We start from the raw sequence: 26478 nt of genomic DNA on the forward strand, positions 1-26478 counted from the left end.
AAAAGCGGCAGGACATGACTACAGGAACTTTGACAATCGATCTGGATGCCATTGTTGCCAACTGGCGCGCGCTGGCGGCGATGACCCGTGCCGAGACCGCTGCGGTGATGAAGGCAGACGCCTATGGCACGGGCGTGCCCCGCGTAGCGGCGGCGCTGGCGGCGGCGGGGGCGCGCAAATTCTTTGTCGCTGTGGCCGAGGAAGGCGTTGCGCTGCGCGAGGCCGCAGGCCCTGGGGCCGAGATTTTCGTGCTGTCGGGCCATGGCGAGACGGACACAGCGCTAATCCGGCAGCTGAATTTGACGCCGGTGTTGAATTCGCCCGCACAGTTGCGCCGCCAGTTCGACACGCTGCCGGGGCGCCCGTTTGCCATTCAACTGGATACCGGCATGAACCGTCTGGGGTTCGAGTGGGATGATTGGGCCGCCGTCACGGACGAGGTTTTGGCCGCAGGCCCCCGCCTGATCATGAGCCATCTGGCCTGCGCCGACGAGGTTGACCACCCGATGAACGCCTATCAGTTGGACCTTTTCAACCAGATGACCGAGGGCATGCGCGTTGCACGTTCGCTGGCGGCGACGGGCGGTATTTTGTTGGGGCCGGCCTATCATTTCGATGTGGTGCGCCCGGGCATTGGCCTTTACGGCGCCGCGCCCTTTGGTGCAGGGAAAAACCCGCTGCGGCTGGACATTCCCGTGATCCAGACGCGCGCGCTGATCGAGGGCGAAGTTGTGGGTTATGGCAACACATGGCAAGCCAAGCGCCCAACCCGCGTGGCGACGCTGGCGGCAGGATATGCCGACGGCTTGCAGCGCGCGTTGGGGAACGGCGCGCAGTTTTGGCATGGCGAGCAGCCCTGCTCGCTGATCGGCCGAATCTCGATGGATCTGATCACGGTCGATATTACCGATCTGTCCGACGAGCCTGCATCGCTTTGCCTGATCGGGCCGCAGCAAGGTGTTGATGTCTTGGCAGAAACTGCCAAGACGATTGGGTACGAGATTATGACATCGATGGGCGCGCGCTATAACCGCCAATATATTGGCGGCTAAGGCCTAGCGGCGCGTCCAGCCATAAAGGGCGATCAGCTCCATCGCGACGTGGGCGCCGGCAACGGCGGTCACGCCCGATGGGTCGAAGGGGGGCGAGACCTCGACGACATCGCCGCCGACCAGATTGATACCCGCCAGATCACGCAAAATGGCGGCGGCCTGCCAGCTGGCAAGGCCGCCCCAGACGGGCGTGCCCGTTCCCGGTGCAAAGGCGGGATCGAGGGCGTCGATATCGAATGTCAGGTAGACGGGATTGTTGCCGACCTGCGCCTTGGCCTGCGCGACAACCCATGCGCTGCCCCGTTCGTGGACAGTGCGGGCGTCGATATACGGCATGCCGAGGTAATCCACGCATTCGGTGCGGATGCCGATCTGCAATGAGCGGGTGACGTCGACCAACCCCTCGCGCACGGCTTTGTACATGAAGGTGCCGTGGTCGATCCGGTCGGGGTCGTCGTCTTGCCAGAGGTCGGAATGCGCGTCGAAGTGCAGCACCGAGAGCGGGCCGAACTTTTCAGCATAAGCCCGCAGGATGGGCAGCGTGATGAAATGGTCGCCCCCCAGCGTGATCGTGCCGACGCCAGCGGCCAAAATGCCGCGAATATGCGCGGTAAGCGCCGCCGGAAAGGCGGCGGTTTTCGCGTAATCGAAGGCCAGATCACCGTAATCGACCACGGACAGCGCCGACAGTGGATCATACCCCCAGCCGTAAGGCGGGTCGTAGGGTTGCAACGCCGAGGCCTCGCGCAGGGCGCGGGGGCCAAAACGTGGGCCGGTGCGGTGCGTGACCGCCTGATCGAAGGGCACCCCCGTGATCGCCAGATCGACCCCGCTCAGGTCCTTGGTATAGCAGCGGCGCAGAAAAGAGACCGCACCACCGAAGGCATTTTCATGTGAGAGCCCACGCAAAGATTGGCGTGTAAACGCCTGATCAACTTGCGATTTGGCATCTTCGAGCGCCATGGATCAGCCCTTTAACGGCAAGGCGCGTTCTGCCATGCGGGCCAAGAACGATGCGCCGTAGGGCGCGGCCTCGTCGTTGAAATTATAGGCGGGGTTGTGAAGGCCCGCGCTGTCGCCATTACCGACGAACAGGTAGGCACCCGGGCGCTTTTCGAGGAAATACGAGAAATCCTCGGCCCCCATCCCGCGCGAGCCGTTCGGGTTGACCCCGAGGCCGACCTCGCCCGCGACTTCGGCAGCGATGGCGGCTTTGGCGGCGTCGTTAATGGTGGCGGGATAGTTGCGGTTGTAGGTCAGCGTCGCCTCGACCCCATAGGCTGCAGCTTGGCCCGCGACGATTTCTTCCATCCGCGTGATGACCATGGCCTGCACGTCTTTGTTGAAGGTGCGGACAGTGCCGTTGATATAGGCGGTTTCGGGGATGATATTATCGGCGCTGCCGGTGTGGATTTGCGTGACCGACACGACAAGGTCCTCGACCGGATTGTGATTCCGGCTGACTATCGTTTGAAACGCTTGGACAATTCCGACGGCTGCGACGATGGGGTCGCGGGTTTGGTGCGGTTTGGCACCGTGGCCGCCGCGTCCGGTAATGTTGATGTCGAACGTGTCGACAGCGGCCATGATCGGGCCGGCTGTCGTCATAAAATGGCCAAGCGGCAGGCCGGGCTGGTTGTGCAGGGCGTAGACTTCGGCGATGGCAAAGCGGTCGAGGACGCCTTCATCGACCATAACGCCCGCGCCGCCGCCGTTTTCTTCCGCAGGCTGGAAGATCAGCGCGACGGTACCTGCGAAATTGCGCGTCTCGGCCAGATATTTGGCGGCGCCCAGCAGCATGGTCGTGTGGCCGTCGTGGCCGCAGGCGTGCATTTTTCCGGGGGTGGTCGAGGCATAGTCGACGCCGGTAATCTCGGTCAGCGGCAGCGCGTCCATATCGGCGCGCAGGCCGACGACGGGGCCAGCCTCGCGCCCGTGAATCAGGGCGATGATACCGGTTTTCGCGATGCCGGTGTGAATTTCATCCACCCCGAAGCTGCGCAGCTGCTCGGCCACGAAGGCCGCAGTTTCCACACAATCAAAGCTGATTTCGGGGTTTTGATGCAGGTGACGCCGCCAGCGGGTCATCTCGTCGGAAAAACTGGCGATACTATTGATAACGGGCATGGGTTCACCTTCGATAAAGCACGGTCTATGCTGGACTATCGCCTTTTGACACGAGTATCGCAATGGTCCCGAACACAGTCCTTATCCATGACGAAACCGCCGATCTGGCGACGCAGATCCAGCGGCTGGAACATATCATGGCGTGCCTGCGCGATCCGGTCAGCGGATGCCCGTGGGATATTGAACAGACCTTTGCCAGCATCGCGCCCCACACGATTGAGGAAGGCTACGAGGTTGCCGACGCCATCGCGCAGGAAGACTGGCCCGAGCTACGCGGCGAGTTGGGCGATTTGCTGTTTCAGACCGTGTTTCACGCCCAAATGGCGCGCGAGGCAGGCCATTTCGCTTTGGTTGACGTGGTGAAGGCAATTTCGGACAAGATGGTTTTGCGCCATCCGCACGTGTTCGGCGCGCAGTCGAACGCGAAATCCGCCGACCAGCAGGTGGAAGATTGGGAAGTCATCAAGGCGGCCGAGCGCGCGGGCAAAGCGCAAAAGGGCGTTTTGGATGGCGTCGCGCTGGGGCTGCCTGCCCTGATGCGCGCGACGAAGCTGCAAAACCGCGCCGCGCGCGTTGGGTTTGATTGGCCCGACATTGGGCAGGTACTTGGAAAGCTGACCGAGGAAGCGGGCGAGTTGGCCGAGGCGCGCGACAGTTTGGGCCCCGACGATCTGGACGAGGAATATGGCGATATGCTGTTCGTCATGACCAATCTGGGCCGCCATCTCGGGCTGGACCCCGAGGCTGCGCTGCGGCGCGCCAATGATAAGTTTACCCGCCGCTTTGCATTTATCGAGGCTGAACTGGCCCGCGCGGGGAAAACGCCGCATGACGCGTCGCTGGAAGAAATGGACGCCCACTGGAACACGATCCGCCGCGCCGAGAAGGCTGCAAAAGGTTGACGTAACTACGCAATCACGGTTGAATGGCGCAGAATCCCAACCTCAAGGTACGCCATGAAACTGCCGCTTATTGCCCTGTGCGTCGCCAGCACGCTTCCCCTTGCCGCAGCCGCACAAAGCTATGGCGGGCCACGGATTGTGACGGGTAGTCCTGTTTTGGCATTTTCGGGCCTTTATGCCGGTGTTTTGCTGGAACGCGGCAATGGCGAAATGGATGCGACCGGCGATCTGGCAGATGCGTTCGAGCTGGCGCTGGGAACCAAGAAGTTTAGCTCGCCCGCCGGGATGGCGGTTGGTTTGCGCGCCGGTTTTGATATTCGCAGCGGCAACATGGTTTACGGTGCGCTGGTCGATGTAAAGCGCAGCTGGTTTGAGGACCGAACTGATCGCGTTATTGCCCAATCTGCATCTGTCGTTAGCTGGGAGACCAAGGTCGATAGCACCACCACCGCCGCCCTACGCGTTGGATATGACGTGGGCGGTGTGATGGTCTACGGCTTGGCTGGCTATAGCTGGATGGATGCCAGCTTGACGATGCCCGCCGGCACCTATGATGACACCGTGGGCGCACTGACCTACGGTGGCGGTTTTGAGACGCAGATCGGCTACAATCTGTCGGGCTATTTGGAACTGCGCAGCTTTAGCGGCAAGTTCGAGAACGATGTTGTGACCGCAGATCTCGATTTTTCTAATATTACCATAGGTGTTAACTACCGCTTTTAAAGCGGTAGATTAACCCGCCTTTTCTTCCAACTCTAGCCACTCGACCTCGGCGGCGTCGAGGGTTGCTTGGCGTTCGGCCAGCATTTCGGACGCTTTGCGGAACTTCACCGGCTCGCGGGTGAACAGATCGGCGTCCGAGAGTAGATCGTTGAGCTTGCCGATTTCGGCGTTCAGCTTGTCCATGACACCCGGCAGGGCTTCGAGGCGTTTCTTTTCGGTAAAGCTGAGACCGGTCTTCTTCGGTGCGTCGGGCGTTGCGGCGCGGGCGGCGGGTTTTGCCTTGGGCGCGTCGGCCATAGCGGTTGCTTCGTCGATGCCGCGCTGCGCGAGATAATCGCTCCAACCGCCGGCGAAGGCTACGGCTTGGCCGCCGCCTTCCATGGCAATGGTGGTGGTTGCGACGCGGTCGAGGAAGTCGCGGTCGTGGCTGACCAGCAGCACGGTGCCGTCATATCCGTCGAGGATTTCTTGAAGCAAATCAAGCGTTTCGATGTCGAGGTCGTTGGTCGGCTCGTCCATGACCAGCACGTTGCTTTCGCGGGCCATCAGGCGGGCCAGCAGCAGGCGCGCTTTTTCACCCCCCGAGAGCGAACGCACAGGCGCGCGGGCTTGCCCCTCGTCGAACAGGAATTCCTTGAGGTAGCCGACGACGTGCTTGGGTTGACCGCGCACCAGCACCTGATCGGCCTTGCCCGACACGCGCATTTCGGGGTCGCTTGTCAGGCTTTCCCACAAGGTCGCATCGGGGTCGAGCGCCGCGCGGGTTTGGTCGAACACGGCGATCTGCAGGTTGGTGCCGTGCTTGACCGTGCCGGAATCAGGTTCAACTTTACCGAGCAACATATTGATAAGTGTTGTTTTTCCGGTTCCATTCGGGCCAACGAAGGCCACGCGGTCGCCGCGCATCACCGTTAGGTCGAAATCCTTGACGATGATTTTTTCGCCGAAAATTTTGGTCAGGCCTTCGGCCTCAATCACCTTGCGGCCCGAGGTCGAGCCGCTTTCCAGCGCCATTGCGGCAGTGCCTTGGCGACGGATCTGGGCCGAGCGTTCGGCCCGCAGGTCTTGCAGGGCGCGCACGCGGCCCATGTTGCGTTTGCGGCGGGCTGAAATGCCCTCGACCGCCCATTTCGCCTCGGCCTTGATTTTGCGGTCCAGCTTGTGGCGGGCGGCGTCTTCGTCTTCCCAAACGGCATCGCGCCAGATTTCGAAATTTTCGAAGCCGCGATCTTGGCGGCGCACTTCGCCGCGATCCAGCCACAGCGTGGCGCGGGTCAGGTTACGCAGGAAGGCCCTGTCGTGACTGATGATGACATAGCCGGCCTTGGTGTCTTTCAACTGCTGCTCCAGCCAAGCGATGGCCGAAATGTCGAGGTGGTTGGTCGGCTCGTCCAGCAGCATCAATTCGGGCGCTTCAGCCAGAAGTTTGGCCAGCGAGGCACGGCGACGCTCGCCGCCTGATGCGGTGTCGGGGGCGCGGTCGGGGTCGAAGCCCAGACCTTCGGCAACCAGCGCAACGCGGTATTCCTCGCCCTCGGGCAGGCCGGATGCGGCGTAATCGCCCAGTGTGGCGAAGCCCTCGAACGAGGGGTCTTGCTCCATATATCCGACGCTGACGCCTGGGCCGCGCACGGCTTGGCCACGGTCAGGTTCGATCAGACCTGCCATCAGCTTCATCAAGGTGGATTTACCCGAGCCGTTGCGCCCGACCAGCGCGATACGATCGCCCGGCTGAACGTTGAGGCTGAGGTCATGAAAGACGGGATCGCCCCCGAAAGTCAGGGAGATGTCGCCAAGTTGGAGCAAAGGTGCACGTGCCATGCGCGGCTGCTAAAGCTTGCGCGGCGCTGTTTCAAGCCCCTTCAAGCGCGGCCGTGCCGATTGTGGTTCGCCCGCGTGCGATGATCTGGCGCAGACCTTGCAGCCGCACTGGCGGGACGCCGCGCCATTCGACGTTGGTGAAGACGTGGATCGTATCCAAATCGTTGTCGATCACCGCGTGGTCGCTGACCCATCCATTCATTTGAAGGTAGGATCGCAGCAGGGGCGGAAGTTGGCGGCGGGCCTTAAGCTCGTCCACGGGGGCGCCGCGCAGCGCATCGCCATAGGGGTAGATCTGCGGCGCGCGGCGGCCGGGGCGCTCGTGCGGTTGCCCTAGGTGGTGGGCGGCCAGAAAGGTCAGGCCCGCGACGTGCAGCTGCGGGTCGGCCCCCTTGAATGAGGAACAGCCGATCATGCGCCCCACCCCGTTTTCATCGGCAATCGACAGCAGCGACGCCCAGATCAGTTTGACGACGCGCGGGTCGTGGCAATCGGGGGCAAGGCAGAACCGCCCCAGTTCCAGCGCAGCGCCCTGCAGCGCCATCACCGGCAGCAGGTCGTAAAACTGGCCGGTATAGCTGTGCGACAGGCTGATCGCATCGTGCAGCACTATGATGCGCGTGTAGCCGACCAATTGCCCTGTCGTCATGTCGACGACCATCAGGTGTTTGCAATGCGCATCGACCGCGTCGCTGTCGCGCCCATCGCCGCCTTCGGCATGAAAGCTGGCCCAACGCAGCGCCTGCGCCGCGTCAACCAGCGCGGGATCTTCGGAAAAACCGGCCCAGTACTGTGCACTTGTGATAGGATTGAAAAGCACTTGCATACGGCTGCCTCCACAAGACTTGGCGGATTGCGCCGCCGCTTGGCATAAAACGTGCCGATACCTATATTCATGTTCAATATGACAGAAGGGGAAACGATATTGAACAAAATAGTAAAGACTGAAGCCGAATGGCGGGCCCAGCTGTCGGAACTTGCTTATGAAGTGACCCGCAACCACGCGACCGAGCGTCCCTTTACCCATGACGACTTTCCCGAAGTCGCGGGGACGTATTATTGCGTGTGCTGCGGTGCGCCGCTGTTCAAGGCTGATGACAAGTTCAACGCGGGTTGCGGCTGGCCGTCATTTACGCAGCCCAGCGAGGGGGCCGAGGTAGGCGAATCCGTCGACCGCAGCCACTTCATGGTGCGGACCGAGGTGCATTGCGACCAGTGCGGCGCGCATTTGGGGCATGTGTTCCCCGATGGACCGCTGCCAACGGGGTTGCGCTATTGCATCAACGGCGTCGCGCTGCGGTTCGAGGAAGAGAACGCGAAGGGCTAAGCCCCCCGCTTTCCCATCGTTCGGCGGGGATTATTCCTCGCCGAGCATGCTGGCGGCGTTGACGCGGCCGAAGTTGCCCAGCAGCTGGCGCACGAATGTGGCGTCATCGCCCAGATCGTCGGTGACACGGCGCGACAGGGTGACGACATTGCCGTCGGCCAAGCCGTAGCGGGTGATATTGCGCACAACGCCCGCGTTATCGAAGGTGACGGCCAAGACCTGACGGTCGATTTCGCGCGGGGCGAAGGCGCCGTAAGTTTCGAATCGGCTTTGTACATAGTAGAAGGCCGCCGCGTTTTGCACGCTTTGGGCCGCAGGCTCGCCAATCGCGGCGATTACACTGGCGCGCGTGTCGCGGCCCACCGTCAGCGCGCTGACCATTTCGTCGGTCGGCACATAGCCGTGGTTGCGATACATCGGCACGCAAGCCACCGTTGCCACCAGCGCACCGGCCGCCAGTGCGATACGCATGCTGCGCATCAGACCGGCCTTGACCTTGCGACGTTGCGAGATTTCAATTTCCATCGCGTCAAAGCCCCCTTGCCGCAAACATTCATGCCACATATCCCGCATGTTACAAAAGGCATTACATGACAGATGCAGGGTTTTTCAAGAAACTCTGTCACGCCTGACCCTGAAGGAGCGTTCCATGACCGACCAACCGGCAATCCCCCGCCACATCGTCCGCCTGCCCGAGGTCTCTGGTCGCAAGGCGCACCACTTTGACATCCAGCCCGATTACGCCGCCCGCACCGCGATTGCTGCGGCGCTGGATATCAACGCGATCAAAAAGCTGCGCTTTGAAGGCACGCTAACGCCCAAGGGCCGCCATGACTGGCATTTTGCGGGCCACTTGGGCGCGACCGTCGTGCAGGACTGCGTTGTGACCTTTGCCCCCGTGACCACGCGCATCGACCAAGAGGTCGAGCGGAACTATCTGGCCGATTACAGCGAAGCGGCCAGTGGCGAGGTCGAAATGCCCGAGGATGACACAATCGAACCCCTGCCCCAGAACCTTGACCTGGCGGAAGTCATGATCGAGGCCCTGTCGCTGGCCCTGCCTCTTTTCCCACGTGCGCCAGGGGTTGCCCCCCTGAACATCGATACCGACCCCGATTTCGATGAAAACGACGGCCAGACCCGCAAACCCTTTGCTGGATTGGCCGGATTGCGCGACAAATTGACAAAAAGTGACGGCGAATAACCCTATCTTGTGGTGGTGCGGCAAGATTTTCCTTGCCAAACACCGCGCGAAGGTTATGTAGCGGTCTTCATTCACGTCGCTTCTCGACACTGGGATTCAAACGCGTTAAAGACGCGCCAGATCGCGAAAGCGACCATTCGAAATCAGGGCCTTGTATGCGCCCATCTAACCGGGGTTTGTGACATGGCTGTCCCTCAGAATAAAATCTCCAAGTCGCGCCGCAACATGCGTCGTGCGCATGACTTTTTGGTCGCTGCTAACCCGAACGAGTGCAGCAACTGTGGCGAGCTGAAGCGCCCGCACCACGTTTGCCCGTCGTGCGGCCACTACGACTCGCGTGAAGTCGTTGCCGTTTCGGCCCAAGTCGATATCGACGAAGACGCGGCATAAGCAAACGCTTGACTGGCCGGCTATGACGATGGATCCCCAAAGTGGCGCTTCCGCGCAGGCCAGCCAGACCGCGGCACCCATGGGTGCTGGCGATGACGGTCGCGAGATTGTAATTTCTGTCGACGCCATGGGCGGCGACAAGGGGCCTGCGGCTGTTGTCGCGGGCCTCGGACTGTTTATGAAGGATCGTGCGGATGCGCGTATCCTGTTGCACGGTGACACTGCGACGCTGACCCCACTGGTCGCCGCGCTGCCCGTGAAAGACCGCATTACGATCATCCACGCCGATGATGTGGTGCAGATGACTGATAAACCCGCCCATATCGTGCGCACCGGCAAGGCTACATCCATGTGGTCGGCGTTGGACTCTGTGCGTGACGGGGCGGCTGCGGCGTGTATTTCCTGCGGCAATACGGGCGCGCTGATGGCGCTGTCGACGATGCGGCTGCGCCGCGCCGTTGGCGTCAAGCGCCCTGCCATTGCCTGCATGTGGCCGTCGCTGAACCCATCAGGCTTTAATATTCTGCTGGATGCGGGTGCCGACCTGAAGGCCGATGCGCCCGATTTGCTGAACTACGCCTTTATGGGCGCGTCTTATGCGCGCAACGGGCTGAATTTGGAAGGGCCGCGCGTTGGCCTGCTGAATGTCGGCACCGAAGAACACAAAGGCCGCGCCGAGTTGCGCGAGGCCCACGAGCTGTTGCTACAGGCGCAGGGCGCTGGCGGCTTCACCTATGTCGGGTTTGTCGAGGGCGGTGACATTCCGTCGGACAAGGTCGATGTGATTGTGACCGACGGCTTCACGGGCAATGTCGCGCTGAAGACCGGCGAAGGCACCGCCCGCTTGGTCGGCAAGATGCTGCGCGATATGTTCGGCACGAATATCCTGTCGAAACTGGCCGCGATTCTGGCCTATGGTGCGCTGAAGAAATTCCGCCACCAGATGGACCCTCGCCGTGTAAACGGGGGTGTATTTCTGGGCTTGAACGGGACGGTTGTGAAAAGCCACGGCTCCTCGGACGCTACCAGCTTTGCGGCAGCGATCTCGCAAGCCTATGATTTGGCCCGTATGGGCTTTACCGAACGGGTCGCAGCGCGGCTGGCCACCAGTGCCAGCTTTACGCAGGGACTTGAGCAGTCTGACGATTCGGCGGACCCCGCCGACGCATGACAATACGCCGCCGGACCGACCGGCGGCCACGACGCAATAACGGAGCCAAAGCAATGCCGCTACGCGCAGTAGTCAAGGGTGTGGGCCATTACCTGCCCGCTCGGGTCGTGCCGAACGCCGAATTTGAAGCGTCGCTGGATACCACCGATGAATGGATCCGCAGCCGATCGGGGATCGAGCGGCGCCACTTTGCCGCCGAGGGCGAAGGCACGGCGGACATGGGCGCAGCAGCCGCCCGCGCAGCGCTGGAAAACGCTGGTTTGGTTGCGGGCGATATCGACGCGATCATCGTGGCGACGGCGACCCCTGACCTAACGTTCCCCTCGACCGCGACCATGGTGCAGCAGCGTCTGGGTATGACCAGTGGATTCGCGTTTGACGTGCAAGCCGTTTGCGCGGGGTTCATTTATGCGCTGAGCAATGCCAATGCGTTGATCGTTTCGGGTCAGGCGCAGCGGGTGCTGGTGATCGGGGCCGAAACGTTTACGCGCCTGCTGGATTGGACCGACCGCGCGACTTGCGTGTTGTTCGGCGATGGCGCGGGTGCGCTCATCCTCGAGGCGCAGGAAGGCGACGGCACCAGTGCCGATCGCGGCATTCTGGCGACCGACCTGCATTCGGATGGCAGCTACCGCGACCTGCTGTATGTCGATGGCGGCACATCGACGGGCCTGACCGGGCATTTGAAGATGGAAGGCCGCGAGGTTTTCCGCCACGCTGTTGAAAAGCTGGCACAAACTGCGCAGACCGCTGTTGCGAAAGCGGGCCTTGCCGAGGAAGATATCACGTGGGTCGTCCCCCATCAGGCCAACATCCGCATTATTCAGGCGACCGCCAAGAAGCTGGATGTGCCGATGGAAAAAGTGATCGTGACGGTGCAAGATCACGGCAACACCTCTGCCGCGTCGATCCCGCTGGCGCTGTCGGTTGGCAGTGCCGAAGGCAAGCTGAAGGCCGGTGATGTCGTCGTGGTCGAGGCAATCGGTGGCGGGCTGGCGTGGGGCGCAGCCGCGATCCGCTGGTAACTGTCTAATTGTCTTAGTTGACTTGAAAAATACATCTGCCCTAGTCTTTGCCTGAAAGCAGGAGATGGCCATGTCTGAAAAAACACTGACGAGAATGGATCTTGCAGAAGCCGTCCACGCCCAAGTGGGCCTGTCGCGCAACGACAGCGCCAGTTTGGTCGAGTCGGTTCTACAGCATATTTCCGACGCACTGGTTGCCGGTGAGTCGGTCAAGATTTCGTCGTTCGGGACGTTCTCGGTCCGCGACAAGTCGGCGCGTGTGGGGCGCAACCCCAAGACGGGGATCGAAGTGCCGATCAACCCGCGCCGCGTTCTGACCTTCCGGTCGTCGCACCTGATGAAAGAGCGCGTCGCGCACGGCGATTCCTGAGGGTCGTCGTGGCGGCAAGTCGCGATAAGGCCGAAACGGCATTCCGCACCATCAGCGAAGTCGCCGAATGGTTGGATTTGCCGACGCATGTGCTGCGGTTTTGGGAAAGCAAGTTTTCCCAGATCCACCCCGTCAAAGGCGCGGGTGGGCGGCGGTACTATAGGCCCGACGACATGGCGCTTTTGTCGGGAATCAAGGTCTTGCTGCGCGATCAGGGTTTGACGATCAAGGGTGCGCAGAAGTTGATTCGCGAACAAGGCGCGAAATATGTGGCCTCGCTGGGCGAACAACCCAAGGGTCTGGCGTTTCGCCCCGTTCCGCAGCCGCGCAAGCAGACGCCTGTCGTTAAGGCTATCGTCTATCGCCCCATCCCCGAGGCGCGCCCTAGCCTGCTGTGGACGGCCAGCCATATCGCGCCTGATGTGCGCGATGGCGCAGCATTGTCCGAGGCGTTGTCGCGGCTGGAGGCTTTGCGCGCCAAGATGTTGAGTGCCGCGTAAGGCTATGAAAAAGCGCCGCAAGGTAAGGTGAAATTACCCTTGAACTTCGCGGCGAAACCACTGATAAGGCCCTTAGTCGGGCTATAGCGCAGCCTGGTAGCGCGTCCGTCTGGGGGGCGGAAGGTCGCAGGTTCAAGTCCTGCTAGCCCGACCATAAAAAAGCCCATCAAGGTTCTTGCCTTGATGGGCTTTTTCATATCCGCTTCATGTGATTTGCAAATGCGAGGCCCGATGACAGGCGTTCTGCCCAACCAACAGATTCAAGCCATGATCGCGGCAGGTGCCATTCAAACGGCCGCCCCGCTGGTGACGGGGCAGTTGCAGCCGGCCAGCCTGGACTTGCGCTTGGGCGCGGTGGCCTATCGGGTGCGCGCGTCGTTTTTGGCCGGTGATGGGCGCAGCATTGCGGCCCGCCTGCCCGCGTTTGAGATGCACCGGATGGATTTGACCGATGGAGCGGTGCTGGAAAAGGGCTGCGTTTATCTGGTGCCGCTGCAAGAATCGCTGGCCCTGCCCGACGATGTCTCGGCGGTGGCGAATGCGAAAAGCTCGACCGGGCGGCTGGATTTGCTGACGCGGACGATCACCGATGGCGGGACCGAGTTCGACCGTATTCCTGCAGGCTACCATGGCCCGCTTTATGCCGAGATTTGCCCGCGGTCGTTTTCGGTTCTGGTGCGCAGCGGCATGCGGCTGAACCAAATCCGGTTCCGGTCGGGCAGCGCGCGGTTGGATGACGGGGCGCTGCGGGCGCTGCACGCCCGCGTGCCGCTGGTGGATGGCGCGCCGGTAATTTCGGACGGGCTGGCCTTTTCGGTCGATCTGGCGCCGACGGACGGCGATTTGGTGGGCTATCGCGCCAAGCCGCATACGGGCGTCATCGACTTGGACCTTATCGGCCATTACGACCCCGCCGCCTTTTGGGAGGAGATCCGCACGCGCGACGGGCAGATCATTCTGGACCCCGGCGCGTTCTATATTCTGGTCAGCCGCGAGGCGGTTTGCATCCCGCCCGACTATGCCGCCGAGATGGCCCCTTATCTTGCGATGGTGGGCGAGTTTCGCGTGCATTACGCAGGCTTTTTCGATCCCGGTTTCGGCTATGCTGCAGCGGGCGGCGCAGGCTCGCGCGGGGTGTTGGAGGTGCGGTGCCATGAATCGCCCTTTGCGCTAGAGCATGGGCAGATTGTCGGGCGGCTGGTATACGAGCAGATGGCCGCGACGCCCCAGCAGCTATACGGACAGGGCATCGCTTCGAATTACCAAGGTCAGGGCCTGAAGTTGTCGAAGCACTTCCGCTAGGCGGATTACTTGACCTCGGCCGCCGCGATAATGCGACCGGGGCCGCTTTCTTGCAAAATCACCACTGCGGGGGCGTCGCCCTCGATCGGTTGGTCGATGTCAAGCGGGGCGGCACCTGTCCACGCCCCCAGCTGGTCGAGGTCGGTCACGATATTGACGTAGGTCAGGGTCTGGCCCGCGTTCTCGCCCCCTTCGATCTGGACGACCGCTTCGGGGATGTAGCGCACTAGCTGGACGATCAGGTCGGCCCCATCGCCCTGCCGAGTGGCCGCGATATGCAGGGTGTTTCCATCGCGCAGCGCCTGTAATTGCACGGGGCGCGGGGCCTCGCGCGCGGCGGAAATCGCGTTCATCACGGCCATTCCATCGCCGCCCAGAACAGCGCGCGCGCCGTCGACCACCATTTGCGGGGTGTAGATGTACCGCTCGCGCCGGATGTCGGCATAGGCGTTCTGGCGCTGGGTGAAGGCGGCCTGCCCGAAGGCATCGACCCAACCGATATAATCCCAATAATCAACGTGCATGGCCAACGGGATCACCCCCGGCATCTCACGCAGTTTGGAAAGCACCACATCTGCCGGGGGACAAGCCGCGCAGCCCTGCGCCGTGTAGAGTTCGACCACAACGGGCGAGACGTCTTCGGCGGCGGCAGCGCTTGCCGAAACGGCAATCGCAGCGACCAATCCCAGCATGTACTTCATCGGCGGCGACCCTCTTGTAACCTCTGGCGCAGTGCTAACCCATCGCATGCGGGTTTGCCAATCAAGCCCCCGCGACCGCGTTGACGCAACGGATCACCCTTTCGCGCGGTCGGGGTGATCGTTCCTTGCGCCGATTGCTGCGAAAGTTTTGATCGAAAGGCCTTTTCGGCGTTTGTATACCAGTGTATACCCTTGAATTGTCCAGTCATGGATGCCGCCGGTGTTGATAAGCCTGCGGCCATCGTGCAAACCGTTAGCAGCCCAGCCACAAAGCCAGAAGGGGATCCCTATGCCCATCACTGTTGGCCTCGATAACGCCAAAAGTCGGCGCAAGCTGACCGTCGGCGGTCAGAGCCTGTCGTATTATTCCATCGCCGCCGCGCAAGAGGCAGGCCTTGGGGATTTCTCGCGTTTGCCCGCATCGTTGAAGGTGGTGCTGGAAAACCTGCTGCGCTTTGAGGACAACGGGTTCTCGGTTGCGGTGGACGAGATCGCCGCCTTTGCGGAATGGGCCAAGAATGGCGGCCAGAACCCGCGCGAGATCAACTATCGCCCTGCCCGCGTGCTGATGCAGGATTTCACCGGCGTGCCCGCCGTGGTCGATCTGGCCGCGATGCGCGACGGTATTTTGGGCCTGGGCGGCGACGCACAAAAGATCAACCCGCTGAACCCGGTCGATCTGGTCATTGACCACTCGGTCATGATTGACGATTTCGGCAACCCGCGGGCGTTCCAGCGCAACGTCGATCTGGAATATGAACGGAATATGGAACGCTACCAGTTCCTGAAATGGGGCCAAAACGCCTTCCGCAACTTCCGCGTGGTGCCACCCGGGACTGGCATTTGCCACCAAGTGAACCTGGAATATCTGGCGCAGACCGTCTGGACCGATGTGGACCAGAATGGCGAGCTGGTCGCCTACCCCGACACGCTGGTTGGCACCGATTCGCACACGACCATGGTGAACGGTTTGGCCGTTCTGGGCTGGGGCGTCGGCGGGATCGAGGCCGAGGCCGCGATGCTGGGCCAGCCCGTGTCGATGCTGATTCCCGAGGTTGTGGGCTTCAAACTGACCGGCAAGATGGTTGAAGGCACCACCGCGACTGACCTGGTGCTGAAGGTTGTGCAGATGCTGCGCAAACACGGCGTGGTCGGCAAGTTCGTCGAGTTCTATGGCGAGGGGTTGGACCACCTGCCTTTGGCCGACCGCGCGACGATTGCCAACATGGCGCCCGAATACGGCGCGACCTGCGGCTTCTTCCCCATCGACGGCGAAACGCTGCGCTACCTGCGCAACACGGGCCGCGACGAAGATCGTATCGCCCTTGTCGAGGCTTATGCCAAGGCAAACGGCATGTGGCGCGATGAGGGCTACGACCCGATCTACACCTCGACCCTCAGCTTGGACATGGGCGAGATCGTTCCGGCGATTTCGGGCCCGAAGCGGCCGCAGGACTACTTGGCCCTGACCGACAGCGCCCGTGCGTTTTATAAGGTCGTGGCGGATTACCGCGGCATCGACGTGACCGATGACGCCAAGGATATGACATCCGAAGGCGGCGGCATTGTCGCGGCGCCGGTGGATGCGCGCAAGACCGTTGGGGTCGAGGGCAAGGATTTCACCATCCGCGACGGATCGGTTGTGATTGCCGCGATCACCAGCTGCACCAACACGTCGAACCCCTATGTGATGATCGGCGCGGGTCTGGTGGCGCGCAAGGCGCGCGCCTTGGGCCTGAACCGCAAGCCGTGGGTGAAGACATCGCTGGCACCCGGCAGCCAAGTCGTGGGTGAATACCTGCAAGCTGCTGGTCTGCAAGAAGATTTGGATGCTATAGGGTTTAACCTTGTGGGCTATGGCTGCACGACCTGCATCGGCAACACCGGCCCGCTCGGTGACCCGGCCATTTCCAAGGCGATCAACGAAAACGATCTGGTCGCAACCGCTGTGCTGTCGGGCAACCGCAACTTTGAGGGCCGCATCAGCCCCGATGTGCGGGCGAACTTCCTTGCCTCGCCGCCGCTGGTGGTGGCCTATGCCATTGCGGGCGACCTGAACATCGACCTGACGCAAGACCCCATCGGCCAAACGCCCGAGGGCAAGGACGTGTTCCTGAAAGACATCTGGCCGACGCAGCAAGAGATTGCCGAGCTGGTCGAAGCGACCGTCACGCGTCAAGCGTTCTTGACCAAATATGCCGATGTGTTCAAAGGCGACGAAAACTGGCAGAACGTCGAGACGACCGATACCGAGACCTATACGTGGCCGGCGACGTCGACCTATATCCAGAACCCGCCCTATTTCCGCGGGATGTCGCCCGAAAAAGGCACGATCCAGAATATTCGCGGCGCGCGTATTTTGGCGATCTTGGGCGACATGATCACCACCGACCACATTAGCCCCGCCGGTTCGTTCAAGGCGACGACACCTGCAGGCCAGTATCTGCTGGAGCGTCAGGTCGCGGTGAAGGACTTCAACTCGTACGGCTCGCGCCGTGGCAACCACGAGATCATGATGCGTGGCACCTTTGCCAATATCCGCATCAAGAACGAGATGCTGGACGGCGTTGAGGGCGGCTACACGCTGGGGCCTGATGGGCAGCAGACCAGCATCTACGATGCCTCGATGGCGTATCAGGCTGCCGGCGTTCCGCTGGTGATCTTTGGCGGCATCGAATATGGCGCGGGGTCCAGCCGTGACTGGGCGGCCAAGGGGACGAACCTGCTGGGCGTCAAAGCCGTCATCGCCGAAAGTTTTGAGCGGATCCACCGTTCAAACTTGATCGGGATGGGTGTGGTGCCGTTTGAATTCCTGCCGGGCGAGAATCGCAAGACCCTGAACCTGAAGGGTGACGAGGTTGTCGAGATCGAAGGGCTGGAAGGCAAGATCGAGCCGCGCTCGCTGGTGCCGTGCCACATCACCTATGCCGACGGCAGCGTGAAAACCATCCAGATCAAGAGCCGTATCGATACCGCGGTCGAGATTGAATATCTGGAAAATGGCGGTGTTCTGCACTACGTGCTACGGAACTTGGCCAAGCAGTAAAAATAAAAGCCCCGCAATAAGTTGCGGGGCTTTTTTAATGCGATGTATTCAGAATTAATTGGCGAGGGCTGCCGTCAGGGCGGGCATAAAGCGACGCTCGTACAGACCGCCGACCAGCGGGCCCGCGATACGCTGGATGATTTTGCCGTCGCCGCCGACAAGGAAAGTTTCGGGCACGCCGTAGACGCCCCATTCCAAACCAAGGCGGGCCTGCGGGTCGGTTCCGATCGCCGTGAACGGGTTGCCGAGTTCCTGCAAGAACGCTTGCGCGTCGTTCGGGTCATCCCGGTAGTTCACGCCGTAGACAGGCAAACCGCCTTCGGCCAGCGCCATCAGTTGCGGATGTTCCAGCCGGCAAGGTGCACACCAGCTGGCCCAGAAGTTCACCACTTTTACCTGCCCGTCACGCAGCGCCGCATCTGTCAGCGGGGGCAGATCACCCAGCGGCGCGATGTCTGTTGTCGGCACCGCCTGCCCGATCAGCGTCGACGGCAAGCCGTCATTCTCGCGCAGCATGCCGACGACGAAGAATCCGGCAATCGCCGCGAAGACCAGCGGCGGGATCAGGACAAGCGGGTTGATTTTCATTTGTGCAGGCTACCTTCGCCTTCAAGTTGTTTCAGCGCTTTGCGCGCCTTGCGGTCTTGCGTGATGCTAAGCCACACAAGGCCGATCAGCACGGCCAGCGCCACACCATAGGCCGAAAGGACGGCGACGGCGTATTTTCCAAGATCGGGAAACATGTCTTACACCCCTTCGCGCGTGGCGCGGTTCAGCAGCGCGCGGGCGCGCCGTTTACGGACTTCGGTTCCGGTGCGCATCAGCAGCAGCCCCAGAACCAACAGGAAGAACCCGGCAATCGCGATCAGCAACGGCTGATAAAAGACCGAGGAAACTTCGGTGTTCTTGTCGGTGGTGATGACTGATGCGCCTTGGTGCAGGCCCTGGTTCCAGAAGCTGGCAGCATAGCGCGACAGCACCGCAAAGACCGAACCGACGATGCACAAGATGGCGGTCAGGTCAGCAGCGGTATCGGGATCCTCGATCGCGGCCCAGAGGGCCATGTAGCCGAGGTAGAACAAGAACAGAATGAGGAATGATGTCAGACGCGGGTCCCACGCCCACCATGTACCCCACATCGGCTGGCCCCAGATGGCGCCCGTGGCCAGCGCGATCAGGGTCATGCTGACGCCGATCGGGGCCATGGCCTTTGCTGCCAGCGCGCTGACATGGTGGCGGCGGATCAGCCAGATCAGCGAGGCCACCAGCATCATCACCCACGCGTTGATCGCCATCATCGCGGCGGGCACGTGGATGTAGATGATTTTGACGGTTGAGCCCTGACGGAAGTCATCAGGCGTGAAGAAGAACCCCCACACCAGCGCGACTGTCACCGCCACAATGCCAGCCCCTGTGATCCACGGCATGACGGGCTGCGTGGTTTTCAGGAACTTGGTCGGATTTGCATATTCCCAGATCGACATGCCTTTTCATACCCCAAGGTTATGGGCGGCTCAATCGCGCCCGAGACGTGATCACCGCAGATTGACCCGTAGCACGGCCGCGGCGGCAAATGGCAGCAAAGCGACCGATCCGAGGCTGATCGCCCCCAGCAAAAGGATCGGTGTAAGCACGGTGAAACCTTCGGTGCCGCGACGGGCAACTTCGGCACCGTAAATAAGCGTCGGAACGTAAAGCGGCAGCACCAGCAGCGACATCAGCAGCCCGCCGCGGCGTACGCCGACAACCAGCGCCGCGCCAAAGGTGCCGATCATCGACAGCGCGGGCGTGCCCAGCAGCAGCGACAGCGACAGCCACCCGAAGCCCGCTGGCGGAAGGTTCATCAACACACCCAAAACCGGCGCGACCACCACCAGCGGCAGCCCCGTGGTGACCCAATGCGCGGCAGCTTTGGCCAGCGAGACCCCCTCGAGCGGGATGGGCGCGGTGGCGATCAGCGGTAGCGAGCCGTCTTCGTGGTCAAGCGCGAAGATGCGGTCGAGCGAGAGGAGCGCGGCCAACAGCGCGCCTACCCAAAGAATTCCCGGGGCGACGCGGGCGTGCAGTTCGACCTGCGGGCCGATGCCGAACGGCACCAGAATCACCACGATCAGGAAGAAAGCCAGAGCTAGGCCGAAGCCGCCGCCAGCGCGCACGGCAAGGCGCAGGTCACGGATGAAAAGGGCGATCACAGGAAAGCCTCGTCACTGCCGCGCAGCGCGGTGGTTTGCACGGGATCGGCGCGGAAGGTGGCGATGTCGATCTCGCGCGCCTCAAGGCCGAGGTCGATATGCGTCGCGATTACCGCGATGCCACCCCGTGCAAGGTGACGATCGCGCACCCAGTTGCCAAAGCGCTGCACAGATGCGCGATCAAGCGAAACGGTCGGCTCGTCCAGAAACAGAATTTTGCGGCCGATCACGCCAAGGCGCGCAAGGCCGAGGCGGCGCTTCTGCCCCGCCGAAAGGTTAGCGGCCAGACGGTCGTGCAACGCGGCAAGATCGAAGTCGTCGAACACGCCTTCGTCCAGCGGTGCGCCATAGAGGCTGGCCCAGAATTGAAGATTTTCGCGCACGCTGAGGGCGGACTTCACCCCGTCGGCGTGGCTAGCGTAGGCGCTATCGCCTTGCGGCATTTCGATGTCGCCCGCGTCGGCTGGCTGCAAACCGGCCAGAACCCGCAGCAGTGTTGTTTTGCCCGCGCCGTTCGGGCCGCGCAAAACAAGGGCCTCGCCCGCTGCCAATGTGAAATTGACGCCGGAGAGCACGGGAAGCCCCCCCCGGCTGCAAGCAAGGCCCGTGACCGTCAGCATGGCTTACTCGGTCGAGGTCGGGAATTGCGTCCCGCTGGGGCCGGTGGTCGGCTTTTTGTCCCAGTCGCGCTTGACGCCCAGCCACAGCACGCATTGCGCACAGATGAACACGGTCGAGTAAACGCCGACCAGCGCGCCGAACAGCATCGCGAAGGCAAAGCCGCGGATGACGTCGCCGCCCCAGATATAGAGGGCCAGCAGCGCCAGCATTGTCGTCAGCGTGGTCATGACCGTGCGGCTGAGGGTTTCATTCAGCGCGATGTTCAGGATTTCACGCAGCGAGGACTTTTGGTCGCGGCGCAGGATTTCACGCACGCGGTCGAACACCACCACCGTATCGTTGATCGAAAAACCGATGATCGTCAGCAGCGCGGCCACGATGGTCAGGTCAAACTTGACCTGCAGCACCGAGAACAGCCCGACGGTCAGCACCGCATCGTGGAACAGGCCCACCACAGCGGCTGCGCCGAACTGCCATTCGAACCGCAGCCAAACGTAGGCCATGATCCCGATCAGCGATGCTGCAACAGCCAGCAGCGCGGTTTGGATCAGCTCGCCCGAGACTTTAGGCCCTACGGTTTCGACGGCGGTGAAGACCACTTGCGGGTCAACGGTGCGCAGGGCGGCCTCTACCTCGGCGATCATCGCGTTCGAGGCATCGGTATCTTGGGCCGACTGGATCCGCACCTGTTTAACGAATTGATCTGCGCGGAAGCTAGGGTCGAAAACCTCCGTGATGGTCACGTCGCTCAGCTCCAGCGAATCGAGGGCCGAGCGGTATTCCGACATCTCGACGTTCTGGCTGGATTCCGTGCGGATGGTGGTTCCGCCCAGGAAGTCGATGCCGTAGTTCATGCCCATCGTCAGCACGGCGATGATCGAGGCCACCGCCAGCGCGAACGAGGCGTAGGTGGGCATGCCGCCCCACTTGAAAAAGTCGATCGAGGTCTTGGTGGGGACCAGTTTCAGACGGAACGCCATCTTACAACTCCAACTTCTTCGGTTTGCGCAGCTCGAACCAGTGCACCAGGATCAGGCGCGTCACAAATACGGCGGTGAACAGCGATGTCAGGATGCCGAGGCCCAGCGTGACGGCAAAGCCGCGCACGGCGCCGGTGCCGATGACATACAAGATAACGGCGATCATCAGCGATGTGATGTTCGAGTCGGTAATTGCCGACAGGGCTTTTTCGTACCCCAATTCAAATACACGGCGCGGGGCTTTGCCGCGGGCGATTTCCTCGCGCATCCGTTCGAAAATTAGCACGTTGGCGTCGACCGCCATGCCCATGGTCAGCACGATACCGGCGATACCCGGCAAGGTCAGCGTGGCGCCGATGACGGACAACAGGCCCAGCATCATGGTGACGTTCAGCACCAGCGCGACGTTTGCAACCATGCCGAAGAACAGTCCGTAGGATAGTACCATGTACCCCATCACCAGAATACCGGCGATGACGGCGGCGCGGACGCCCGCGTCGATACTGTCTTGGCCGAGTTCCGGCCCGATGGTGCGTTCTTCCAGGAAGGTCAGGTCGGCGGGCAGCGCCCCTGCCCGCAGCAGCACCGCCAGATTGGTCGTTTGTTCGACGTTGAACGTGCCCGAAATGCTACCTGAGCCGCCCGGAATGGGTTCGCGGATTTGCGGGGCCGAGATGACTTCGTGGTCGAGGACAATCGCAAAAAGCGAGCCGACGTGCTGCGCGGTATGTTCGCCAAAGGCGCGCGCGCCCGTGGGGTTGAACCGGAAGCTGACGACGGGGCGGCCGTTCTGGTCGAACGATGGTTGCGAATCAACCAGTTGCTCGCCCGAGACGATCTCTTGGCGGTCGAGGATGTAATAAAGGCCGGGTTGGTCGCGATCGGGCAGCACTTCCTGATCGGGGGTGACGACGGCATTGGGGTCGCCCGTGGTGCCGACAACGTTCTGGAAGGTTAGACGCGCGGTTGCGCCGATCAGATCCTTGACCTCTTGGGCCGAGCCGACGCCCGGCACCTGCACCAGAATACGGTCAGTGCCTTGGCGGATGATCGTCGGCTCGCGCGTGCCGACTTCGTCGACGCGGCGACGGATAATCTCCAGCGACTGGCGCATGGTGCGCTCGTCGGTGGCGGCGCGTTCGGCCTCGGACAGGCTGATGCTGACGACGCCATTATCGGCGCGCACATCCAGATCGCTGGCACCGATGCTGGTCAGGCTGCTGACCGGCTGGGCCAGCGTACGCACCAGTTCGACCGCGCGGGCGGCCTGATCGGCGTTTGAAATGCGCACGCGCAGCACCGAAGGATCGCCGCCTTCGACGCGCTGGACAAAGCCCAGACGGTCGCGTTCGCCCGCAAGCAGGTCGCGAACTTGCGGCCACATGGCGTCGACACGCTCGGCATAGACTTGCGAGAGCTGCACTTCGGCCAGCAAATGCGCGCCGCCGCGCAGGTCCAGCCCGAGGCTGACCAGCGCGCTTGGCATCCAAGATGGCCAAGCGGAAGCCGCTTTTTGCAATTCGTCATTGGAAACGCCGGATGAAATCTGACTCCGGGCGTCATTCGCCTGCTCGACACGGGTGTAGAACGCGTTTGGCACAGCGGCCATCACGCCCAAAATCACCACCAGCCATGTCAGGATGCGGCGCCAAAGGGGTATTTGCATTTGCGGGCCTCCGCCTGCCGTCAGTCTTGGTTAGTCGTTACTTACTTCGCAGCCGGTTCGGTCTTGTTCAGAACCTGCGAGATGGTCGAGCGCACGATGCGGACAGTCACGCCCTCGGCGATTTCTACGTCGACATCGGTCGCGTCGTCTTTGACCTTCACGATCTTACCGATCACGCCGCCTTGGGTCACAATCTGGTCGCCGCGACGCAGGGCCTTCAGCATTTCCTGATGCTGCTTCAGTTTCTTTTGCTGCGGACGGATCAGCAGAAGATACATGATCACGAAGATCAGGATCATCGGGATAAAGGCTTCTAAACCCTGCATGGCGGTCCTTTCCATTGGATGGGCGGCGAAATGCGACCCTTGAAATGTCGCGGCACCCTAATGCGGCCCGCGATGAATGGCAACCAAGCCGATTTGGCACGAAAGCCGCGATTTTCCAGTTCCCCCCGGACAAACCTTGCGGCATATGAATGCCATATCTTCGTGACCAAATTTGATAGGTGAGACATGCACGATATCCGCGCAATCCGCGAAAACCCTGCGGCTTTTGACGCTGCCCTTGGGCGCCGTGGGATCTCGCCTGTCTCGTCGCAGATCCTTGCCATCGACGAAGGGCGCCGCGCCCGCATTCTGGCCGCTGAAACAGCGCAGGCGGAACAAAACCGCGCGAGCAAGGACGTAGGCGCCGCCAAGGCTGCCGGAAACGACGCCGAATTCGAACGCCTGCGCGCGCTGGTCGCCGAGAAAAAGGCCGAGATCGCGCGCTTGACCGAAGAGGCCAAGGCCGAGGACGCCCGCCTGACCGAGTTGCTGGCGACGATCCCGAACCTGCCCTATGACGATGTGCCCGATGGCGCGGACGAAGATGACAATGTCGAGATCCGCCGCTGGGGCACCCCGCGCGTTTTCGATTTCACGCCGGTCGAGCATTACCAGATTCCGGCTGTCGCCGCATTGATGGATTTTGAAACCGCCGTGAAGCTGTCGGGTGCGCGGTTTGTCGTGCTGAAAGGGGCCGTTGCGCGCCTGCACCGCGCGCTAGCGCAGTTTATGATCGACACCCACGTCGATGAACACGACCTGACCGAGGTGCAGACCCCTGTGTTGGTACGGTCGGAAATGATGTACGGCACCGGTCAGCTGCCGAAATTCGGCGAGGACAGCTACGAGACCACCAACGGTTGGTGGCTGATCCCCACCGCCGAGGTGACGCTGACCAACACCGTGAACGACACATTGCTGGATGAAACCGCCCTGCCCATCCGCATGGCGGCCGACACGCAGTGCTTCCGGTCCGAAGCTGGCAGCGCTGGCCGTGATACATCGGGGATGCTGCGGCAGCACCAGTTCGAGAAGGTCGAAATGGTCTCGATTACGACGCCCGACCAATCCGAGGCGGAACATGCCCGCATGACGACCTGTGCCCAGAACATTCTGGAAAAACTGGGGCTGCCCTATCGCACGATGAAGTTGTGTGCGGGCGACATGGGCGCGGGCGCGCGGCGGACCCACGATCTGGAAGTGTGGTTGCCCGGCCAAGCGCGGTACCGCGAGATTTCGTCGGTCTCGACCTGCGGCGATTATCAGGCCCGCCGGATGAATGCGCGTTTCCGTCCCGCAGGCGGTGGCAAGCCCGAATTCTTGCATACGCTGAACGGGTCGGGCTTGGCAGTCGGGCGGACGTTGATTGCCGTGCTGGAAAACGGCCAGCACGCCGATGGGTCGGTCACCCTGCCCGCGGTTCTTGGCCATTATCTGGGCGGCAAGACTCACATCACGGCTGAAGGCAAGCTGGCATAAGCCAGCCGCATACGAAAGTAAAAGGCCCAGAGGAAACTCTGGGCCTTTTGTTTATTTTTCTTTCTTGTCCATGTGCTTGCGCAAGGCAGACGGCCCGGGTTTTTTCTTGTCTTTGTAGGGGTTCTTGTCCGACTGGTCGCGCAGAGTCAGGCGAATGGGCGCGCCGGGCAAATTGAATGCCTCACGCAAGCCGTTGACCAGATAGCGCTGATAGCTGTCGGGCACGTGCTCGGGATGGCTGGTCATCACGACAAAGGCCGGCGGGCGGGTCTTCACCTGCGTCGCATAGCGCATTTTGATGCGGCGGCCGCCGGGGGCCGGTGGCGGGTGCGCCTCGGTCATGCCCAGCAGCCAGCGGTTCAGCTGGCCCGTGGTCACGCGGCGGTTCCACACGTCATACGCCTTCATGATCGCTTCGTGCAGACGGTCGAGGCCGCGGCCCGTGCGGGCCGAGACGGTCACCAACGGCGCGCCGCGCAATTGCGGCAGCAGGCGCTCGAACGCCTCAAGCAAACCAGCAAGCTTGGCTTGTTTGTCTTCCTCGACGTCCCATTTGTTCACGGCGACGACGACAGCGCGGCCTTCACGTTCAGCCAAATCGGCGATGCGCAAGTCTTGCTGTTCGAACGGGATCGAGGCGTCAAGCAGCAGCACCACCACCTCGGCGAAGCGCACGGCGCGCAGCCCGTCCGAGACCGAAAGCTTTTCCAGTTTGTCCTGAATTTTCGCGCGCTTACGCATACCGGCGGTATCGAAAATCCGCATCGGGACGCCGTCCCATGTCACCGGCAACGAAATGGCGTCGCGCGTGATGCCAGCCTCGGGGCCGGTCAGCAGGCGTTCTTCGCCGATAATGCGGTTGATCAGGGTTGATTTACCGGCGTTCGGGCGGCCGATGACGGCGATTTGCAGCGGGCGCGCCGTGGTCGGCATGCGCGGTGCGTCAGGGTCGTCATCCGAGACGTCAACGTCGATCTCGGGCTCGGATGCGACTTCGCGCTTGTCTTCCAGCTCATCCACGATCGGGTAGAGGATTTGCAGCAGATCCGACATCCCCTCGCCATGTTCGGCGGACAGGCGGATCGGCTCGCCCAGACCCAGCGAATAGGCCTCGAGGTAGCCACCCTCGCCCGCGCGGCCTTCGGATTTGTTGGCCGCCAAGATCACATGCGCGTTTTTGCGGCGCAGGATGTCGGCAAAGACTTGGTCGGTCGGCGTCACGCCCACGCGCGCGTCGATCAGGAACAGGCAGATGTCGGCCATCTCGACCGCGCGTTCGGTCAAGCGGCGCATCCGGCCTTGCAGGCTGTCGTCGGTCGCTTCCTCGAGCCCCGCCGAGTCGATGACGGTAAAGCGCAGATCGCCCAGACGGGCCTGCCCCTCGCGCAGATCGCGCGTCACGCCAGGTTGGTCGTCAACAAGCGCCAGCTTTTTGCCGACAAGACGATTGAACAGCGTCGATTTGCCCACATTGGGCCGCCCGACAATGGCGAGGGTGAAACTCATGGCCGCTTCCTTTGGTCAGATCGCGGGAATACACAGAAAGCGCTGCA

General features: G+C 61.9%; 28 protein-coding genes and 1 tRNA gene. 14 read left to right on the plus strand and 15 right to left on the minus strand.

Annotated features, from left to right (window positions below):
* Positions 1–14: 14 nt before the first annotated feature.
* Positions 15–1052: an alanine racemase gene (gene alr, locus BVG79_RS05870; protein ID WP_085786066.1), complete on the plus strand. Its 1038-nt coding sequence runs from the start codon at positions 15–17 to the stop codon at positions 1050–1052.
* Between the two features lie 3 nt (positions 1053–1055).
* Here alr and speB read toward each other — a convergent pair whose 3' ends face one another.
* Together speB and BVG79_RS05880 are read right to left on the minus strand one after the other, a co-directional pair.
* The gene (gene speB, locus BVG79_RS05875) at positions 1056–2015 is read right to left on the minus strand and encodes an agmatinase (protein WP_085786067.1); all 960 of its coding nucleotides are present in this window, start codon (positions 2013–2015) and stop codon (positions 1056–1058) included.
* A gap of 3 nt (positions 2016–2018) precedes the next feature.
* Positions 2019–3179 carry a M20 aminoacylase family protein gene (locus BVG79_RS05880; RefSeq protein ID WP_085786068.1) on the minus strand — a complete coding sequence of 387 codons (1161 nt, stop codon included), beginning with the start codon at positions 3177–3179 and terminating at the stop codon, positions 2019–2021.
* 62 nt (positions 3180–3241) lie between these two features.
* On the opposite strand from BVG79_RS05880, the gene mazG reads away from it, so the two are divergent.
* The gene (gene mazG / locus BVG79_RS05885; protein ID WP_085786069.1) at positions 3242–4081 is read left to right on the plus strand and encodes a nucleoside triphosphate pyrophosphohydrolase; all 840 of its coding nucleotides are present in this window, start codon (positions 3242–3244) and stop codon (positions 4079–4081) included.
* 54 nt (positions 4082–4135) lie between these two features.
* Complete coding sequence (locus tag BVG79_RS05890) at positions 4136–4804, plus strand: outer membrane protein (RefSeq protein ID WP_085786070.1); 669 nt, start codon at positions 4136–4138, stop codon at positions 4802–4804.
* Positions 4805–4813: 9 nt separating this feature from the next.
* On the opposite strand, the gene BVG79_RS05895 is transcribed toward BVG79_RS05890, so the two are convergent.
* Both BVG79_RS05895 and BVG79_RS05900 read right to left on the minus strand, forming a co-directional pair.
* Positions 4814–6625, minus strand: coding sequence for an ABC-F family ATP-binding cassette domain-containing protein (locus BVG79_RS05895; protein ID WP_085786071.1), 1812 nt, complete (start codon positions 6623–6625; stop codon positions 4814–4816).
* A 31-nt stretch (positions 6626–6656) separates the two neighbouring features.
* Positions 6657–7451 (minus strand): GNAT family N-acetyltransferase, encoded by a 795-nt coding sequence (locus BVG79_RS05900; protein ID WP_085786072.1) that lies wholly within the window; start codon positions 7449–7451, stop codon positions 6657–6659.
* A 78-nt stretch (positions 7452–7529) separates the two neighbouring features.
* Between BVG79_RS05900 and msrB the strand changes: the two genes are divergently transcribed.
* The gene (gene msrB, locus BVG79_RS05905; RefSeq protein WP_085787276.1) at positions 7530–7952 is read left to right on the plus strand and encodes a peptide-methionine (R)-S-oxide reductase MsrB; all 423 of its coding nucleotides are present in this window, start codon (positions 7530–7532) and stop codon (positions 7950–7952) included.
* Positions 7953–7982: 30 nt separating this feature from the next.
* Here msrB and BVG79_RS05910 read toward each other — a convergent pair whose 3' ends face one another.
* The gene (locus tag BVG79_RS05910; RefSeq protein ID WP_085787277.1) at positions 7983–8477 is read right to left on the minus strand and encodes an outer membrane protein assembly factor BamE; all 495 of its coding nucleotides are present in this window, start codon (positions 8475–8477) and stop codon (positions 7983–7985) included.
* A gap of 124 nt (positions 8478–8601) precedes the next feature.
* Here BVG79_RS05910 and BVG79_RS05915 point away from each other — a divergent pair, with 124 nt between their 5' ends.
* The 8 genes from BVG79_RS05915 (at position 8602) to BVG79_RS05950 (ending at position 13914) form a co-directional block, all read left to right on the plus strand.
* Complete coding sequence (locus BVG79_RS05915) at positions 8602–9156, plus strand: YceD family protein (RefSeq protein WP_085786073.1); 555 nt, start codon at positions 8602–8604, stop codon at positions 9154–9156.
* A gap of 183 nt (positions 9157–9339) precedes the next feature.
* Complete coding sequence (gene rpmF / locus BVG79_RS05920; protein WP_085786074.1) at positions 9340–9546, plus strand: 50S ribosomal protein L32; 207 nt, start codon at positions 9340–9342, stop codon at positions 9544–9546.
* A 28-nt stretch (positions 9547–9574) separates the two neighbouring features.
* Positions 9575–10717, plus strand: coding sequence for a phosphate acyltransferase PlsX (gene plsX / locus BVG79_RS05925; protein ID WP_418268948.1), 1143 nt, complete (start codon positions 9575–9577; stop codon positions 10715–10717).
* A 53-nt stretch (positions 10718–10770) separates the two neighbouring features.
* On the plus strand, positions 10771–11742 hold the full coding sequence (locus tag BVG79_RS05930) for a beta-ketoacyl-ACP synthase III (protein WP_085786076.1): 972 nt from the start codon (positions 10771–10773) through the stop codon (positions 11740–11742).
* A gap of 70 nt (positions 11743–11812) precedes the next feature.
* Entirely contained in the window at positions 11813–12112 is a 300-nt protein-coding gene (gene ihfA, locus BVG79_RS05935) for an integration host factor subunit alpha (protein WP_085787278.1), read from the plus strand.
* A gap of 8 nt (positions 12113–12120) precedes the next feature.
* On the plus strand, positions 12121–12612 hold the full coding sequence (locus BVG79_RS05940) for a MerR family transcriptional regulator (protein ID WP_085786077.1): 492 nt from the start codon (positions 12121–12123) through the stop codon (positions 12610–12612).
* A gap of 77 nt (positions 12613–12689) precedes the next feature.
* Positions 12690–12766: transfer RNA gene (locus BVG79_RS05945), tRNA-Pro, on the plus strand.
* 77 nt (positions 12767–12843) lie between these two features.
* A complete protein-coding gene (locus BVG79_RS05950; RefSeq protein WP_085786078.1) occupies positions 12844–13914 on the plus strand; it encodes a 2'-deoxycytidine 5'-triphosphate deaminase in 1071 nt (356 codons plus the stop codon).
* A 5-nt stretch (positions 13915–13919) separates the two neighbouring features.
* Here the strand turns inward: BVG79_RS05950 and BVG79_RS05955 are convergent, their stop codons facing one another.
* Positions 13920–14615: a DUF1223 domain-containing protein gene (locus BVG79_RS05955; protein WP_085786079.1), complete on the minus strand. Its 696-nt coding sequence runs from the start codon at positions 14613–14615 to the stop codon at positions 13920–13922.
* Positions 14616–14904: 289 nt separating this feature from the next.
* Between BVG79_RS05955 and acnA the strand changes: the two genes are divergently transcribed.
* Positions 14905–17661, plus strand: a complete 2757-nt coding sequence (gene acnA / locus BVG79_RS05960) for an aconitate hydratase AcnA (RefSeq protein ID WP_085786080.1) — start codon at positions 14905–14907, stop codon at positions 17659–17661.
* Positions 17662–17715: 54 nt separating this feature from the next.
* On the opposite strand, the gene BVG79_RS05965 is transcribed toward acnA, so the two are convergent.
* The 8 genes from BVG79_RS05965 to yajC are packed head-to-tail and all read right to left on the minus strand — an operon-like array spanning position 17716 to position 23446.
* Positions 17716–18249, minus strand: a complete 534-nt coding sequence (locus BVG79_RS05965; RefSeq protein ID WP_085786081.1) for a DsbE family thiol:disulfide interchange protein — start codon at positions 18247–18249, stop codon at positions 17716–17718.
* A complete protein-coding gene (gene ccmD / locus BVG79_RS05970) occupies positions 18246–18404 on the minus strand; it encodes a heme exporter protein CcmD (RefSeq protein ID WP_085786082.1) in 159 nt (52 codons plus the stop codon). Before ccmD ends, BVG79_RS05965 begins: the two co-directional genes overlap by 4 nt.
* 3 nt (positions 18405–18407) lie before the next feature.
* On the minus strand, positions 18408–19145 hold the full coding sequence (locus BVG79_RS05975; protein WP_085786083.1) for a heme ABC transporter permease: 738 nt from the start codon (positions 19143–19145) through the stop codon (positions 18408–18410).
* 51 nt (positions 19146–19196) lie between these two features.
* Positions 19197–19853, minus strand: a complete 657-nt coding sequence (gene ccmB / locus BVG79_RS05980; protein WP_085786084.1) for a heme exporter protein CcmB — start codon at positions 19851–19853, stop codon at positions 19197–19199.
* Positions 19850–20473 (minus strand): heme ABC exporter ATP-binding protein CcmA, encoded by a 624-nt coding sequence (ccmA, locus tag BVG79_RS05985; RefSeq protein WP_085786085.1) that lies wholly within the window; start codon positions 20471–20473, stop codon positions 19850–19852. The genes ccmB and ccmA overlap by 4 nt, the downstream gene beginning before the upstream one ends.
* 3 nt (positions 20474–20476) lie before the next feature.
* Positions 20477–21454 carry a protein translocase subunit SecF gene (secF, locus tag BVG79_RS05990; protein ID WP_085786086.1) on the minus strand — a complete coding sequence of 326 codons (978 nt, stop codon included), beginning with the start codon at positions 21452–21454 and terminating at the stop codon, positions 20477–20479.
* 1 nt (position 21455) lies between these two features.
* Positions 21456–23120, minus strand: a complete 1665-nt coding sequence (secD, locus tag BVG79_RS05995; RefSeq protein ID WP_085786087.1) for a protein translocase subunit SecD — start codon at positions 23118–23120, stop codon at positions 21456–21458.
* A 41-nt stretch (positions 23121–23161) separates the two neighbouring features.
* Entirely contained in the window at positions 23162–23446 is a 285-nt protein-coding gene (gene yajC / locus BVG79_RS06000; protein ID WP_085787279.1) for a preprotein translocase subunit YajC, read from the minus strand.
* A gap of 186 nt (positions 23447–23632) precedes the next feature.
* Here yajC and serS point away from each other — a divergent pair, with 186 nt between their 5' ends.
* Positions 23633–24925: a serine--tRNA ligase gene (gene serS, locus BVG79_RS06005; RefSeq protein WP_085786088.1), complete on the plus strand. Its 1293-nt coding sequence runs from the start codon at positions 23633–23635 to the stop codon at positions 24923–24925.
* A gap of 51 nt (positions 24926–24976) precedes the next feature.
* Here the strand turns inward: serS and der are convergent, their stop codons facing one another.
* Complete coding sequence (gene der / locus BVG79_RS06010; RefSeq protein ID WP_085786089.1) at positions 24977–26431, minus strand: ribosome biogenesis GTPase Der; 1455 nt, start codon at positions 26429–26431, stop codon at positions 24977–24979.
* Between the last annotated feature and the right edge of the window lie 47 nt (positions 26432–26478).

It is taken from the genome of Ketogulonicigenium robustum (assembly GCF_002117445.1).
In the GTDB taxonomy this organism is placed as follows: domain Bacteria; phylum Pseudomonadota; class Alphaproteobacteria; order Rhodobacterales; family Rhodobacteraceae; genus Ketogulonicigenium; species Ketogulonicigenium robustum.

Coding starts and splice junctions, on each gene's coding strand:
- BVG79_RS05880 (WP_085786068.1), bottom strand. CDS start 3,179: ATGCCCGTTATCAATAGTATCGCCAGTTTTTCCGACGAGATGACCCGC.
- BVG79_RS05955 (WP_085786079.1), bottom strand. CDS start 14,615: ATGAAGTACATGCTGGGATTGGTCGCTGCGATTGCCGTTTCGGCAAGC.
- speB (WP_085786067.1), bottom strand. CDS start 2,015: ATGGCGCTCGAAGATGCCAAATCGCAAGTTGATCAGGCGTTTACACGC.
- secF (WP_085786086.1), bottom strand. CDS start 21,454: ATGGCGTTCCGTCTGAAACTGGTCCCCACCAAGACCTCGATCGACTTT.
- ccmA (WP_085786085.1), bottom strand. CDS start 20,473: ATGCTGACGGTCACGGGCCTTGCTTGCAGCCGGGGGGGGCTTCCCGTG.
- BVG79_RS05975 (WP_085786083.1), bottom strand. CDS start 19,145: ATGTCGATCTGGGAATATGCAAATCCGACCAAGTTCCTGAAAACCACG.
- rpmF (WP_085786074.1), top strand. CDS start 9,340: ATGGCTGTCCCTCAGAATAAAATCTCCAAGTCGCGCCGCAACATGCGT.
- yajC (WP_085787279.1), bottom strand. CDS start 23,446: ATGCAGGGTTTAGAAGCCTTTATCCCGATGATCCTGATCTTCGTGATC.
- BVG79_RS05895 (WP_085786071.1), bottom strand. CDS start 6,625: ATGGCACGTGCACCTTTGCTCCAACTTGGCGACATCTCCCTGACTTTC.
- BVG79_RS05910 (WP_085787277.1), bottom strand. CDS start 8,477: ATGGAAATTGAAATCTCGCAACGTCGCAAGGTCAAGGCCGGTCTGATG.
- serS (WP_085786088.1), top strand. CDS start 23,633: ATGCACGATATCCGCGCAATCCGCGAAAACCCTGCGGCTTTTGACGCT.
- acnA (WP_085786080.1), top strand. CDS start 14,905: ATGCCCATCACTGTTGGCCTCGATAACGCCAAAAGTCGGCGCAAGCTG.
- ccmD (WP_085786082.1), bottom strand. CDS start 18,404: ATGTTTCCCGATCTTGGAAAATACGCCGTCGCCGTCCTTTCGGCCTAT.
- BVG79_RS05900 (WP_085786072.1), bottom strand. CDS start 7,451: ATGCAAGTGCTTTTCAATCCTATCACAAGTGCACAGTACTGGGCCGGT.
- ihfA (WP_085787278.1), top strand. CDS start 11,813: ATGTCTGAAAAAACACTGACGAGAATGGATCTTGCAGAAGCCGTCCAC.
- der (WP_085786089.1), bottom strand. CDS start 26,431: ATGAGTTTCACCCTCGCCATTGTCGGGCGGCCCAATGTGGGCAAATCG.
- secD (WP_085786087.1), bottom strand. CDS start 23,120: ATGCAAATACCCCTTTGGCGCCGCATCCTGACATGGCTGGTGGTGATT.
- plsX (WP_418268948.1), top strand. CDS start 9,575: ATGGATCCCCAAAGTGGCGCTTCCGCGCAGGCCAGCCAGACCGCGGCA.
- BVG79_RS05915 (WP_085786073.1), top strand. CDS start 8,602: ATGACCGACCAACCGGCAATCCCCCGCCACATCGTCCGCCTGCCCGAG.
- BVG79_RS05965 (WP_085786081.1), bottom strand. CDS start 18,249: ATGAAAATCAACCCGCTTGTCCTGATCCCGCCGCTGGTCTTCGCGGCG.
- alr (WP_085786066.1), top strand. CDS start 15: ATGACTACAGGAACTTTGACAATCGATCTGGATGCCATTGTTGCCAAC.
- msrB (WP_085787276.1), top strand. CDS start 7,530: ATGACAGAAGGGGAAACGATATTGAACAAAATAGTAAAGACTGAAGCC.
- BVG79_RS05950 (WP_085786078.1), top strand. CDS start 12,844: ATGACAGGCGTTCTGCCCAACCAACAGATTCAAGCCATGATCGCGGCA.
- BVG79_RS05890 (WP_085786070.1), top strand. CDS start 4,136: ATGAAACTGCCGCTTATTGCCCTGTGCGTCGCCAGCACGCTTCCCCTT.
- BVG79_RS05930 (WP_085786076.1), top strand. CDS start 10,771: ATGCCGCTACGCGCAGTAGTCAAGGGTGTGGGCCATTACCTGCCCGCT.
- mazG (WP_085786069.1), top strand. CDS start 3,242: ATGGTCCCGAACACAGTCCTTATCCATGACGAAACCGCCGATCTGGCG.